The organism is Curtobacterium sp. PvP017 (assembly GCF_054060195.1).
The window spans coordinates 642,530-655,209 of the sequence record NZ_JBSSCY010000002.1; the positions used below are offsets into that span (position 1 = coordinate 642,530).

The following is a 12,680-nucleotide window of genomic DNA, read 5'->3' on the forward strand; positions in this document are numbered from 1 at the left end:
GGGTTGTCGCCGGAGGGACCGGCGTCTCGGAGCTGCGGGTCAGCCGCGGCGCATGCGGAGCGCCTCGACCGCGAGGGACTCGCTGGCGTACCGGCCGACCTCGTGTGCCCAGGCCGGGTCGTCCCCGCGCAGGGCGATGAAGTCCTTGCGCTGCCGGCAGACGTAGCCGAGGACCGCGGTGGCCGTCGCGACCTCGATGAAGTCCTTGCGGATGTGCCGGGTCGTGACCTGAGCATTGCGGCGGAGCGTGTCGAGCAGGAGCTCGTTGCTCATCGTCGTGTTGGTCGCTGCGGCGAGCTCGACGATGCGGCGCGCGTCCCCGGTGCTGCTGGTCTGCGTGGCTTCGATGGGCTCGATCACGGTGTACCCCGTTCGTTCGTGGTGGTGCGGTGCTGCAGGACCCGGTGATCGGATCCGGGAACGACACTATCGGCGGCAGGCCAACAGTCGGCTGTGCGCAGGCTGATGTGTGCAGGGGATCTGCCATGAGCCAGCTGGGGAGGACTTGTACCCCGGTCTGGTGGTCAGGCGCAGCGCTCGTCGCGGGGTGCCGCGAGCGCGTCGAGGGACTCCGAGACCCGGTCCGCCAGGTACTGGTAGCCGGCGTCGTTGAGGTGGCCGCCGTCGATCGCCGCGTAGCCCGGGCTGTTCGCCGCGGTGAACCACTGCCCGGCGAGCGCGTCGATGTACGGCACGCCCGCTGCCGCTGCCCCAGCGGAGACGGAGGCGGCGACCCCGACGGTCGACTTCGCCCACGGCAGCGGCGCCGACGGCCCGAGCGCGACGACGATGGCGTCCGGCCAGGTCTGCTCCGCGTCGCGGAGGGTCTTCTCGACCCGGGCCTGCAGCGTCGACGAGTCGACGAGCCAGTCGTTCTGGCTGCCCTGCACGATGACGAGCTGCGGATCGACGTCCTCGGCATGCCGTTCCAGGCGAGGGCCGAACGTGTAGTGCGAGGACCCGGTCCGACCGGTGTCGACGTAGCCCGTACCCGGGTAGCCGTCGATGGTGGCGTCCCAGTGCCGGTCGGCCACGAGGTCCTGTGCCCACCCGTCGACACCGCTGGTCGAGCCGCGGCCAGAGGTGTACGAGTCACCGACGATCAGGACGTCGGAGCCGGGGGCGATTGCGTCGGCGACCTGTGCGGAGGAGACGCTCGACGACGTCGTGACGGGCTGGCAGGCACTCGAGACGGCCGGCAGGATGACGAGCAGCCCGCTCACGCCGAGAGCCATTGCTCCGAGCGCGATGCCGGGGAGGAGTCGTCGTGCCATCCGCCACATCTTAGACAACGGACGCACGGATCGGGCTGATGGTGGGCCCCGTGGGGCTCGAACCCACGACCCTCGGATTAAAAGTCCGGTGCTCTACCAACTGAGCTAGAGGCCCTCACCCGCAAGGCTAGCGGGTGAGGGCCTCTGGGAAGAACCTGGTGTCGAGGGTCAGCCGCGACGCCCGGTGAGCGTGCGCAGCAGCCACAGGACGACGGCCACGATGAGCAGCACGATGCCGACCCACAGCAGGAACTTGAGGCTCGCGGTGAAGCCACCGACGAACAGCAGGATGACCGCGATGACGGCCAGGATGATGAGCAGGGGGTTCATGGGGGAGTCCTCTCCTTCACGTACGGGAGGAGCGCCTCCCGACGAGACACCGTACCCGCGGCGCTGCCGTTGCGTTCTGGGCGAACGGAGGGCGGGCGTGTCACTGGCCGTGCCTACACTGACGCGGTGCCTCGCGATCACCACCGTCCTGTCCACTTCACCGATGCCGAGTTCGCTGCGATCCAGGGCGGCGAGGACCCGGCCGTCGTGAACCGTGTCGCGCACGAGACCGCGAACGCGCTGCTGCACCGGGTGCGGCAGGACCCGGACCCCGCGGTGGTCGAGCGGCTCGTGACCTACACGGACGTGCACGGCATCGACGCGATCGCCGAACTCTGGGCACGTGTCGGCGCCCACACGCTGCCGGGGGCCCTCTGGCGGGTGTACCTCGTCCGCACCGTGATCCGGCAGAACCCGGAGGAGATCGCCTTCCTGTTCGCGCGCGGTACGGAGCGCATCGGCACGATCGACCAGGCCGTCGCGGGTGCTGAGCAGCCGACGGGTCCTGCCGAGATCCTCACCTTGGCGGACCGCATCCTGCACGGCCTGTACACGGGCGACTTCGCGGTGGCGCTGGACCGGGGTGCGGCGTTCTGTCGGCTGACGGCGGCGGGTGCGACGGCGGTGGCGGACGACTCCGACCTGACGGCCGAGGCCCGCGCGAGCGAGTTGACGACGCGCGCGCTGCGTCTGACGGAGCTGGCGGCCGACCTGACCGAGGCGGCGGCGCTCTGGCGTCGCGACAGCCTGGACTAGCGAGCAGACCCGCCGGACCGGCACCGTGCCTCCCGGTCGGACGGCGACAGCCGCAACGAGGCAGAGACGAACCGGGCAGAGGCGAACCGGGCAGAGAAAAACCGGGCCGCAGAAGCGCCTCTCGGCGCGAGGCCGCTCGAAGCGGCGAATTTTGGAGCCCGGGGCTTGCTGCGGCCCGGCGACACCAACTCTACGACGCGTGGGCTGTGTCCGCTGCCCTGTTCACTCTCGGTGGACAGATCCGGACCCGGGCGTGCCCGGCAGACGGCCCGGACGCGGCCTCCCCACAACTTCTCGGCAACCGATCCAATCCACCACGGGCACCGCGCCGAATCATCAGCGTGACGGACTTGATGACCGTCACGAACGCGAGAGGCCCGGCGTGACCCGGACCGGTATCCGCCGGTCAATTCCCTGTGGGTCACGCTGGCCTCTCGTCTCGACCGCACGACGCGGCGGCTTCGCCCTACCCGGGTGGACCGCAGCACAGCACCACCAGCACCACGGCACACGCAGCACCCCCTGACAGAACGGCCACAACCGGCCGCCGACGCACCCGAGAGGAGGGAAACCTGCAATGCTTGCCCTCGTGGATAGCGACACCGAACGCTGGAGCTCGTCAGAGCCAGCCCAGGCATCGCCGGACGACCTCCTGGCTCGGGTTGCCTCCGGTGATCAAGCCGCCTTCGCGGACCTCTACGACGTCCTCTCCGGCCGGGTCCTCGGGCTCGTGACGCGCCTCCTCCGGGACCGCGCCCAGTCCGAAGAGGTCACCCAAGAGGTCTTCCTCGAAGTCTGGCAGCAGGCCACCCGGTTCGACCGGAAGCGCGGAACCGCCTCCAGCTGGGTCCTGACCATGGCGCACCGCCGAGCGGTGGACCGGGTCCGTGCCTCGCAGGCGTCGCACGACCGGGACACGAAGATCGGCATCCGCGACCTCGAGGCCGGTTTCGACCAGGTCTCCGAGTCGGTCGAGATCCGCATCGAACACGAACGTGTGGGTCGGGCGCTGGCCAAGCTGACCGAGTTCCAGCGGCAGGCCGTGCAGCTCGCGTACTACGGAGGCTTCTCGCACAGCGAGATGGCCGAACACCTCGGTGTCCCCATCGGCACCGTCAAGACCCGTCTCCGTGACGGGATGATCCGACTCCGAGACGAGATGGGGGTGACCTCATGACCGAACGACACGACGACCCCGCCCTGCTGACGGGTTCCTACGCACTCGACGCGCTGTCCGACGATGAGCGCATGCTCCTGGAGGACGTCCTCACGACGTCGCCCGAACTCCAGGCCGAAGCCGACTCGCTGCGCGAGACCGCGCTGCAGCTCGCCTTCGCCGCTGCGCCGATCGAGCCGCCGACGTCGCTGAAGGCGTCGCTGCTGGCACAGATCGCGACGACCCCGCAGGCCGCACCACTGGCCGACACGGCGGTCGACCAGACCCCGGTCGCCGAGACCACCTCCGTCCAGGAGGCCCGTCCCGAGCCCGCCAGGCACGTCGCCTCGATCGTCGACGGCTCCACCACCGGTGGCCGGGCGTCCTCCGAGGCTCGCCGCCGCTGGTTCCAGCGCCCGGCAGCCATGCTCACCAGTGCTGCTGCGGTCGCCGTGGTGTTCCTCGGTGTCGGCCTGGGTGTCGGTGTCGCGAACGGTCCGTCCGACGGGCCGGGGACGGGCACCACGCAGGCGTCCAGCGGACTCGACCGCATCTACGCCGCCTCGGACTTCCAGCGCAGCACCACCAAGGTCGAGGGCGGCGGCACGGCCACGGTCGTGTGGTCGAACGACCTCGGCAAGTCCGCGGTGATCCTCGACGGTGTCGAGCAGGCACCCAAGGGCAAGACGTACGAGCTCTGGTACATCGGCTCCGAGGAACAGGGCGGCACGATCAAGTCTGCCGGCCTGGTCGACGGTGTCGCCGACGGCGTGCACTCGGCCGTGCTCAAGGGCTCGATGTCCGACGGTGCGACGATCGGCATGACGGTCGAGCCGGCCGGTGGTTCCGAGCAGCCGACGACGACGCCGATCATGGCGGTCCCGACCACCTCGGCCTGACCCTCCCGGAAGATCGACCCCGAACGACACCCTCGACGTCGCACGACATCGAGGGTGTCGTTCTGCGTCGGTACGCGGTGCCTCGGCACCCAGCGCAACCACGAAGGCCCGGTGCGCGTCCGTGGCGGACGTGCACCGGGCCTCCCGGTCGTCCGTCAGCACGACGGACGGATGCCGATCAACCGAAGCGACCCGAGACGTAGTCCTCGGTGGCCTGCACGGACGGGTTCGAGAACATCGTCGCGGTGTCGTCGAACTCGATGAGCTTGCCCGGCGCACCGGTGCCCGCGATGTTGAAGAACGCGGTCTTGTCGCTGACGCGCGACGCCTGCTGCATGTTGTGGGTCACGATGACGATCGTGAACTCCTTCTTGAGCTCCTCGATCAGGTCCTCGATGGCCAGGGTGGAGATCGGGTCGAGCGCCGAGCAGGGCTCGTCCATCAGCAGCACGTCGGGCTGCACGGCGATGGCGCGGGCGATGCAGAGACGCTGCTGCTGACCGCCGGACAGGCCCATGCCGGGCTTGTCGAGGCGGTCCTTGACCTCGTTCCACAGGTTCGCGCCCTGCAGCGAGCGCTCGACGATGTCGTCGGCCTCGGACTTCGAGACGCGCTTGTTGTTGAGCTTCACGCCGGCCAGCACGTTGTCCTTGATGGACATCGTGGGGAACGGGTTCGGACGCTGGAAGACCATGCCGACCTGGCGACGGACGAGCACCGGGTCGACCCCGGGGCCGTACAGGTCGTCGCCGTCGATCTTGACCGAGCCCTCGACCCAGGCGCCGGGGATGACCTCGTGCATGCGGTTCAGGGTACGGAGGAAGGTGGACTTGCCACAGCCGGACGGGCCGATGAAGGCGGTGACGGTGCGGGGCTCGATGGTGATGTCGACACCCTCGACCGCCTTGAACTTCGAGTAGTAGACGTTGAGGCCGTCGACCTCGATGCGCTTGGACACGTTGATCCTTCTGATGGGTGGGGAAGTGGGTTCGCTAGCGCGAGAGCTTGGGGGCGAAGAGTCGGGTGACGAACCGGGCGAGCAGGTTGAGCGCCATCACGATGAGGATGAGCACCAGCGCGGCGGTCCAGGCTCGGTCGACGAACGGCTGCGGGTTGGCGCCCTGCTGCGAGTACTGCGTGTAGGCGTACACCGGCAGGGTCATCATCGGGTCCTTGAACAGGTCGTAGTTCATGCTCGCGGTGAAGCCGGCGGTGACGAGCAGCGGGGCCGTCTCGCCGATGACGCGGGCGATCGAGAGCATGACGCCGGTGGTGATGCCGGCGAGCGACGTCGGCAGGACCACCTTGAGGATCGTGAGGTACTTCGGGACGCCGAGGGCGTAGGACGCTTCGCGGAGCTCCATCGGCACGATCTTCAGCACCTCCTCGGTGGAACGCACGACGATCGGGATCATCAGCACCGACAGGGCGACGGAGCCGACCAGGCCGAAGCGGGCGCCCGGGCCGAGGAACAGCGCGAACAGCGAGTAGGCGAACAGACCGGCGACGATCGACGGGATACCCGTCATGACGTCGACGAAGAACGTGATGCCCTTCGCCAGCGCGCCGCGGCCGTACTCGACCAGGTAGATCGAGGTGAGCAGGCCGATCGGCACCGAGATGAGCGCCGCGAACAGGGTGATCTCGAGCGTGCCGATCAGTGCGTGGATCGCGCCGCCGCCCTCGGAGATCACGCCGCGCATCGAGTACGAGAAGAAGTTCGCGTCGAAGCGGGCCAGGCCGTCGGCGACGACGGTCCAGAGCAGGGACACCAGCGGCAGGACCGCGATGACGAAGGCCGTGATGACGAGCGAGGTGATCAGCCGGTTGACGGCTTGACGGCCGCCCTCGACGATGCGCGAGACGACCACGATGAGGACGTCGAACAGGACGGTGCCGAGGAACAGTGCGGCGACGACGTTGAAGTCCTTGACCGCGCCGCCGGCGTTGAGCAGGGCGAACACGGCCACCAGGGCGACCCAGCTGCCGACCAGCAGCAGCCACGGCACCGAGCGGTGCAGCTTGCCGTTGGCGTAGACGTTGCCGGCGGTGCCGGTCTGACGGAGAGCGAGGGACATCGGGTGCGACCTCTCAGCTGACCCGCGTGCGGACGATGTACCGCGCGAGCATGTTGATGACCAGGGTGATGACGAACAGGATCAGACCCGACGCGATCAGGGCGTTCAGGGCGGTCCCCGATGCCTCGGCGAACTGCAGCGCGATGTTCGCGGCGATCGTCGAGGGGTTCTGCGAGGTCAGCATCTGGAAGGTGACGTTCGTCGAGACCGACAGCACCAGGGCGATCGCCATCGTCTCGCCCAGGGCCCGACCGAGCCCGAGCATGATCGCGGACACGATGCCGGACTTGGCGAACGGCAGCACGGACAGGCGGATCATCTCCCAGCGCGTCGCACCGAGGGCCAGGGCGGCTTCCTCGTTGAGCGTGGGGGCCTGCAGGAAGATCTCGCGCATGACGGCCGTCATGATCGGGATCGCCATCACGGCGAGGACGATCGACGCGGTCAGGATGGTGCGGCCGGTGCCGGACACCTGACCGGAGAAGAGCGGGAACCACCCGAGGTACTCGTTCAGGAAGGCGTAGAACGGCTTCACGAACGGCGCCAGCACGACGATGCCCCAGAGGCCGTAGACGACCGACGGCACCGCGGCGAGCAGGTCGATGACGTAGCCGAGCACCGGGGCGAGCCGCCGCGGTGCGTAGTGCGAGATGAACAGTGCGATCCCGAGGGCGAGCGGGACCGAGATCACGAGCGCGATGAGCGCGGACCAGACGGTGCCGAACACCAGGGGGCCGACGTAGTCCCAGAAGTTCGTGGCGTTGTTCGGCAGTTCGCCGACCTTGGCGGAGAACGCCGGGATGCTCTGCCAGACCAGGAACGCGGCGACGAGCACGAGCACGAACAGGATGAGGCCGCCGGCGATGACCGAGGCGGCGGAGAACACCCGGTCACCGACGCGCACGACGGCCTTCGGCTTCTCGGGGGTGACGGTGGCCCCTGGCTGGGCCGGTGCGGTCGTCATGGGGCTCCTGTCGGAGGTACGCCGGGGGAGGCGACGGGTTCGGGGGGACGTACGTGGTGCGGAGGTGCCGGTCGGACGGGCGCTGGCTGTCGGGCCGGGCTGCTCGCGTCGCGACGGGCAAGGGCCCGGACGCCGGTCAGGTGGGTGGGACCGGCGTCCGGGCGCTTGGGGGTGTTACTTGATGGAGTCGACCGCGGCAGCGGCCTTCTCGGCCAGGTCGGACGACAGGGCGGCCGACTTGGCCTCCTTCGCCGCGGCGTCCTGCGCGTCGCCGGTGACGACGTAGCTCAGGAAGCCCTTGACCAGGTCGGCCTTGTCGGAGTCCTTGTACTCCTGGCACGCGATGGCGTAGGAGACGAGGACGAGCGGCCAGGCACCGTCAGCGGTGTCCTTGCGGTCGATGTCGATCGCGAGGTCGTTGTCCTCGCGGCCGGTGGCGACCTTCGAGTCGGCGACGACCTGCGCGGCGCCGTCGGCCGAGATCTCGGTGGCCTTGTCGCCGACCATCAGCTTCGCCTTGTCGAGGTCGCCCGCGCCGGAGTCGTCGATGTAGGTGATCGCGTTGGTGGCGCTGCCCATCGCGGAGGCGACGCCGGAGGTGCCCTTCGCGCTGTCACCGACCGAGTACGGGAAGGTCTGGCTCGGCTCTTCGGTCCAGACGTCGCCGGCGTTCGCGGAGACGTACTCCGAGAAGTTCTGCGTGGTGCCCGAGTCGTCGGAGCGGTGGACGACCGTGATGTTCGCGTCCGGCAGGTCGACGCCGTCGTTCAGGTCGGCGATCTGCGAGTCGTTCCACTTGGTGATCTTGCCCGAGAAGATGCCCGCGATGGTCTTCGCGTCGAGGGTCAGGTCGCTGACGCCGTCGACCTTGTAGGCGATCGCGATCGGGGAGATGTAGACCGGGATGTCGATGGCCTTGGTGTCGGCCTTGCACAGGTCGAAGGAGCCCGAGAGCTCCTCGTCGTTCAGTGCTGCGTCGGAGCCGGCGAAGTCCGCGGCCCCCGCGATGAAGTTCTTGCGACCGGCGCCCGAACCGTCGGGCGAGTAGTTGACGGTCACGCCCGAGGCCTGGTCCTGGAAACCGGCGGCCCAGGTGGCCTGCGCGGTCTGCTGGGCGGACGAGCCGGAGCCGGTCAGGGTGCCGGAGAGGCTCGAGTAGTCGCTGTTGCTGGAGGAGGACTCGGTGCTGCCCGCGTCCTCGTTCGCCGCGCACGAGGAGAGCACGACTGCGCCGGCGATCGCGATTGCTGCGATCGAACCGATTCGCTTGATGTTCACAGGGGTCCCTTCGGGGATGGGGTGCAGTGGGACCACTGCGGTCCCTGGGCCGGTGCCGACCCGGGAGCGACTGTAGGGACGCGAGGTGACGGGGATCACGCGCGTTGGTGAACGGAAGGTGAACGAGGGGTTGTCCCGGTCGGGGCGGCGTGCGGCGCCGCCGTGCCGGGAGCAGGATCGGGACGTCGTGCGTGCGCACGGAAGATGCAGACGCATGTTCTGCAGGGCGCTGGACGGGAGGCCCGGATCGCGTTGTCGGGCACGGCGCACGCCCGGCGCGCGGCCGGGTGCAGGGCGTGTGGTCGCTACGCCGGGATCGTGTTGCGGTGGGTCTCGACGGCGACGAGGGTCTCGCCGGCGATGTGCATCACCGAGAAGTCGCCGACCGACAGCATCGCGGCACGGCGCAGGTCGAACCGGCCGGAGTCGTCGGCGGTCGCGGTGGCGATCCGCGCGATGATGTCCGGCAGCACCGGCCCGTGCGAGCACAGCACCGCGGTCTTGCCCTTGTCGAGTCGCCGACGGACGACGCCCTTGACGTCGGCGGCGCCGCGGTCGTGGGCGTCCTGGCTGATGTCGGAGCTGCTCGAGACGCCGAGCTTCGTGGTGGCCGACAGCGGTTCGACGGTGGCGAGGCACCGTGCTGCCGTGCTGCTCACGATCTTCTTCGGACCGAACGCGGCGACCGGCGACGCCGCGGCTTTGGCCTGCGAGCGGCCGACGGGCAGGAGCGGACGGGTGGCGTCCGGGCCGTTCCAGTCGGAGCCGGGCACGGTCTTCGCGTGCCGCAGCGCGATCAGGGCGAACGTGCGGTGGTGGCCCGCGGCGGCGCGCTCGGCGAACCGGTCGAGGATCGCCACGTCGCGCTCGTACGTCAGGCGGTTGCGGGCGTCGTCGATCGTGACCCATTCGAGTGCGGCGACCTCGTGGTTCGGGGTGAAGTCGCCGGCACGGGCGTACTCCTTCGCCGAGACGCGCGCGGCCCAGTAGTGCACGACCTTGTCGCGGCCGTTCGGCAGCACGTACTCGGCGGTGCCGAGCGGGGCGCCGAGGTGCACGCGGTAGCCCGTCTCCTCGTCGATCTCGCGCACGGCGGTCGTCGGGACGGCCTCACCCGGGTCGACCTTGCCCTTGGGCAGGGAGACGTCCTTGTGGTGGTCGCGGTGGATGAGCAGCACGAGGGGCGTGCCGTCCTGTTCTCGCCAGACGACTGCGCCGGCGGCGAGGACGGGGCCCGAGGGACCGCCGCTCACCGAGTGGAGCGCTTCCGAGCCGAGATCTTCCGCATGGTCACATTCTGCACGTCTTCGAGCGGACGACCGTCATCGTCGGTCGAGTGCCGCGTCCACTCGCCGTCGGACTCGAGGTGCCACGAGCTCGCGGTGTCGGCCATCGCCAGGTCGAACATCTCGAGCACCTCGTTGATGTGGTCCGGCGCGGTCAACCGCACGAGGGCCTCGACTCGGCGGTCGAGGTTGCGGTGCATCATGTCGGCGCTGCCGATGAACACGGCCGGGTCGCCCTCGTTGTGGAACGCGAACGCGCGGGAGTGCTCGAGGTACCGGCCGACGATGCTCCGCACCCGGATGGTGTCGCTCACCCCTTCCATCCCCGGCTTGAGCGAGCAGATGCCGCGCACCCAGATGTCGACCGGCACACCGGCCTGGCTGGCCAGGTAGAGGGCGTCGATGATCTGCTCGTCGACCATCGAGTTGACCTTGATCCGGATGCCGGACGGCTTGCCGGCGCGCGCGTTGTCCGCCTCGGTCTGGATGCGCTTGAGCAGCCCCTTGCGCAGGTGCAGCGGTGCGACGAGCAGCCGCTTGAACTTCTTCTCGATCGCGTAGCCGGACAGCTCGTTGAACAGGCGTGTCAGGTCCTTGCCCACGGTGTCGTCCGCGGTGAACAGGCCCATGTCCTCGTAGATGCGCGAGGTCTTCGGGTTGTAGTTGCCCGTGCCGATGTGGCTGTAGTGCTTGAGCGTGCCGCCCTCCTGCCGGATGACGAGCACGAGCTTCGAGTGCGTCTTCAGCCCGACCAGGCCGTAGACGACGTGCACGCCGGCCTTCTCGAGCTTGCGGGCCCACGTGATGTTGTTCTGCTCGTCGAAGCGCGCCTTGATCTCGACGAGCGCCAGGACCTGCTTGCCCGCGGCGGCGGCGTCGATCAGGGCCTCGACGATGGGGCTGTCACCGGAGGTGCGGTACAGCGTCTGCTTGATGGCGAGCACGTGCGGGTCGGCCGCGGCCTGCTCGAGGAACGCCTGCACGCTCGTCGCGAAGGACTCGTACGGGTGGTGCACGAGGACGTCGTTCGCCTTGATGGCGCGGAACAGGTCGGGCTTCGTGTTTGGTTCGCCTGGCTGGAACTGCACCGGGGTCGTCGGCACGTGCTTCGGGTAGTGCAGGTCAGGCCGGTTGATCTTCGAGATCTCGAACAGGCCGCCGAGGTCGAGCGGCGACGGCAGCCGGAAGACCTCCTGTTCGGTGATGTCGAGCTCGCGCACGAGCAGGTCGAGGGTCACCGGGTCCATGTCCTCGGTGATCTCGAGGCGGATGGGCGGCCCGAACCGGCGACGCAGCAGTTCGCGCTCGAGGGCCTGGATGAGGTTCTCGGCCTCGTCCTCCTCGATCTCGACGTCCTCGTTGCGGGTGACCCGGAACACGTGGTGCTCGAGCACCTCCATCCCCGGGAACAGGTCGTCGAGGTGGTTCGCGATGAGGTCTTCGAGGGGGATGAACCGCATCCGCCCGGAGTTGTCGTCCGGCAGCTTGATGAAGCGGGAGAAGTTCTGCGGCACCTTCAGGCGCGCGAACTCCTGCCGCTGCGACTTCGGGTTGCGGACCCGGACCGCCAGGTTGAGCGAGAGCCCGGAGATGTAGGGGAACGGGTGCGCCGGGTCGACCGCCAGGGGCATGAGGACCGGGAAGATCTGCTCGTTGAAGTACTCGCGCATCCGAAGCCGGTCGGCCTCGTCCAGGTCGGACCAGTGCTCGATGTGGATGCCGGCGGCGTCGAGGTCGGGCTTGAGCGAGCCGATGAACGCCTGGGCGTGGCGGTCCTGCAGTTCGTGGGCCTTCTTCGCGATGTCGCGCAGGACGTCGCTCGGTGCACGGCCGACGTTGGTCGGGACGGCGATGCCGGTGTCGATGCGGCGCTTCAGGCCGGCGACCCGGACCATGAAGAACTCGTCGAGGTTGGACGCGAAGATCGCCAGGAAGTTCGCACGCTCGAGCAGGGGCTGCGTGCGGTCCTCGCCCAGTTCGAGCACCCGCTGGTTGAAGCGCAACCAGCTGAGCTCACGGTCGAAGTAGCGGTCCGACGGCAGCGACTCGTGCTCGATCTCGACGACCTCGTCGAAGTCGTCGAGGTCGGGTGCGACGGATTCGCCGTCGAGCTGCGGTTCGGTGTCCATGTCCACATCCTGCCACCAGGGCACCACGGCCGGAGGGGCTCCGGTGGACGCTGTGGAAACCCGCGGTGAACGGACCGTTTGTGAAGGAACGGTCACGATATACGAACGGTGACATCTGCGCCGGTTTGTGGGTATGGTGGGTCCCGTCAGAGCCTCCGGGGGGATTCCACTGCGCGGGGGTGCAGCTACGAATGAAAGAGGTTCATCATGTCGCGTGTCCTTTCGACCGAGCAGGCCAAGACCGCCATCCGTCAGGTCCAGTCGATCATCAACGGTGGGTTCACCGACCAGATCTCGCAGCTCGACGCCCAGGGCCGGATCCTGTCCGACTCGAACGTCTGGGACGGCCCGCTCGCGGCGACGTTCCGTGGGTCGACCTGGCCGGAGACCAAGGCCGCCCTCGACAAGGCGAAGACCGAGCTCGAGCAGCTCCGCACGCAGCTCGACAAGATCTCGCAGGACATCTTCACCGCGGGTGGCGGCGCGTAAGCAGCCACTCGTTCCGCCCGGACCGTCGCGCTCGCGGCGGT

General features: G+C 68.8%; 13 protein-coding genes and 1 tRNA gene. 4 read left to right on the plus strand and 10 right to left on the minus strand.

The features are described from left to right. Positions 1-39 precede the first annotated feature (39 nt). From ACVKXF_RS07155 to ACVKXF_RS07170, 4 genes are all read right to left on the minus strand, one after another. The gene (locus ACVKXF_RS07155; RefSeq protein ID WP_111085292.1) at positions 40-360 is read right to left on the minus strand and encodes a hypothetical protein; all 321 of its coding nucleotides are present in this window, start codon (positions 358-360) and stop codon (positions 40-42) included. Between the two features lie 164 nt (positions 361-524). Next, positions 525-1,274 (minus strand): SGNH/GDSL hydrolase family protein, encoded by a 750-nt coding sequence (locus tag ACVKXF_RS07160; protein ID WP_456795307.1) that lies wholly within the window; start codon positions 1,272-1,274, stop codon positions 525-527. 39 nt (positions 1,275-1,313) lie between these two features. Next, positions 1,314-1,389 (minus strand) — tRNA-Lys (locus ACVKXF_RS07165). Between the two features lie 53 nt (positions 1,390-1,442). Continuing rightward, a complete protein-coding gene (locus tag ACVKXF_RS07170) occupies positions 1,443-1,604 on the minus strand; it encodes a DUF2207 domain-containing protein (RefSeq protein ID WP_146249745.1) in 162 nt (53 codons plus the stop codon). Positions 1,605-1,730: 126 nt separating this feature from the next. Here ACVKXF_RS07170 and ACVKXF_RS07175 point away from each other — a divergent pair, with 126 nt between their 5' ends. From ACVKXF_RS07175 to ACVKXF_RS07185, 3 genes are all read left to right on the plus strand, one after another. Further along, the gene (locus ACVKXF_RS07175; protein WP_123311937.1) at positions 1,731-2,360 is read left to right on the plus strand and encodes a DNA-directed RNA polymerase subunit beta; all 630 of its coding nucleotides are present in this window, start codon (positions 1,731-1,733) and stop codon (positions 2,358-2,360) included. A gap of 577 nt (positions 2,361-2,937) precedes the next feature. After that, positions 2,938-3,537: an ECF RNA polymerase sigma factor SigK gene (gene sigK, locus ACVKXF_RS07180; RefSeq protein ID WP_123311939.1), complete on the plus strand. Its 600-nt coding sequence runs from the start codon at positions 2,938-2,940 to the stop codon at positions 3,535-3,537. Continuing rightward, positions 3,534-4,415, plus strand: coding sequence for an anti-sigma factor (locus tag ACVKXF_RS07185; RefSeq protein WP_456795308.1), 882 nt, complete (start codon positions 3,534-3,536; stop codon positions 4,413-4,415). Before sigK ends, ACVKXF_RS07185 begins: the two co-directional genes overlap by 4 nt. Before the next feature lie 178 nt (positions 4,416-4,593). Here ACVKXF_RS07185 and pstB read toward each other — a convergent pair whose 3' ends face one another. From pstB to ACVKXF_RS07215, 6 genes are all read right to left on the minus strand, one after another. Further along, the gene (gene pstB / locus ACVKXF_RS07190) at positions 4,594-5,373 is read right to left on the minus strand and encodes a phosphate ABC transporter ATP-binding protein PstB (RefSeq protein ID WP_111085283.1); all 780 of its coding nucleotides are present in this window, start codon (positions 5,371-5,373) and stop codon (positions 4,594-4,596) included. A 34-nt stretch (positions 5,374-5,407) separates the two neighbouring features. Continuing rightward, positions 5,408-6,493, minus strand: a complete 1,086-nt coding sequence (gene pstA, locus ACVKXF_RS07195) for a phosphate ABC transporter permease PstA (protein WP_123311943.1) — start codon at positions 6,491-6,493, stop codon at positions 5,408-5,410. A 13-nt stretch (positions 6,494-6,506) separates the two neighbouring features. Next, entirely contained in the window at positions 6,507-7,457 is a 951-nt protein-coding gene (gene pstC, locus ACVKXF_RS07200) for a phosphate ABC transporter permease subunit PstC (protein ID WP_222658693.1), read from the minus strand. 174 nt (positions 7,458-7,631) lie between these two features. Further along, on the minus strand, positions 7,632-8,735 hold the full coding sequence (pstS, locus tag ACVKXF_RS07205) for a phosphate ABC transporter substrate-binding protein PstS (protein WP_123311947.1): 1,104 nt from the start codon (positions 8,733-8,735) through the stop codon (positions 7,632-7,634). 305 nt (positions 8,736-9,040) lie between these two features. Then, positions 9,041-9,988, minus strand: a complete 948-nt coding sequence (locus tag ACVKXF_RS07210) for an NUDIX hydrolase (RefSeq protein ID WP_123311949.1) — start codon at positions 9,986-9,988, stop codon at positions 9,041-9,043. Continuing rightward, positions 9,985-12,150, minus strand: coding sequence for an RNA degradosome polyphosphate kinase (locus tag ACVKXF_RS07215; RefSeq protein WP_123311951.1), 2,166 nt, complete (start codon positions 12,148-12,150; stop codon positions 9,985-9,987). The genes ACVKXF_RS07210 and ACVKXF_RS07215 overlap by 4 nt, the downstream gene beginning before the upstream one ends. A gap of 207 nt (positions 12,151-12,357) precedes the next feature. On the opposite strand from ACVKXF_RS07215, the gene ACVKXF_RS07220 reads away from it, so the two are divergent. After that, positions 12,358-12,639, plus strand: coding sequence for a hypothetical protein (locus ACVKXF_RS07220; RefSeq protein ID WP_027466625.1), 282 nt, complete (start codon positions 12,358-12,360; stop codon positions 12,637-12,639). Positions 12,640-12,680: the final 41 nt, after the last annotated feature.

What these genes read in the sequence shown, in the direction of transcription:
- ACVKXF_RS07215 (WP_123311951.1), bottom strand. Translation starts at nt 12,150, where the DNA reads ATGGACACCGAACCGCAGCTCGACGGCGAATCCGTCGCACCCGACCTC.
- ACVKXF_RS07160 (WP_456795307.1), bottom strand. Translation starts at nt 1,274, where the DNA reads ATGGCACGACGACTCCTCCCCGGCATCGCGCTCGGAGCAATGGCTCTC.
- ACVKXF_RS07170 (WP_146249745.1), bottom strand. Translation starts at nt 1,604, where the DNA reads ATGAACCCCCTGCTCATCATCCTGGCCGTCATCGCGGTCATCCTGCTG.
- sigK (WP_123311939.1), top strand. Translation starts at nt 2,938, where the DNA reads ATGCTTGCCCTCGTGGATAGCGACACCGAACGCTGGAGCTCGTCAGAG.
- pstA (WP_123311943.1), bottom strand. Translation starts at nt 6,493, where the DNA reads ATGTCCCTCGCTCTCCGTCAGACCGGCACCGCCGGCAACGTCTACGCC.
- ACVKXF_RS07220 (WP_027466625.1), top strand. Translation starts at nt 12,358, where the DNA reads ATGTCGCGTGTCCTTTCGACCGAGCAGGCCAAGACCGCCATCCGTCAG.
- pstC (WP_222658693.1), bottom strand. Translation starts at nt 7,457, where the DNA reads ATGACGACCGCACCGGCCCAGCCAGGGGCCACCGTCACCCCCGAGAAG.
- ACVKXF_RS07185 (WP_456795308.1), top strand. Translation starts at nt 3,534, where the DNA reads ATGACCGAACGACACGACGACCCCGCCCTGCTGACGGGTTCCTACGCA.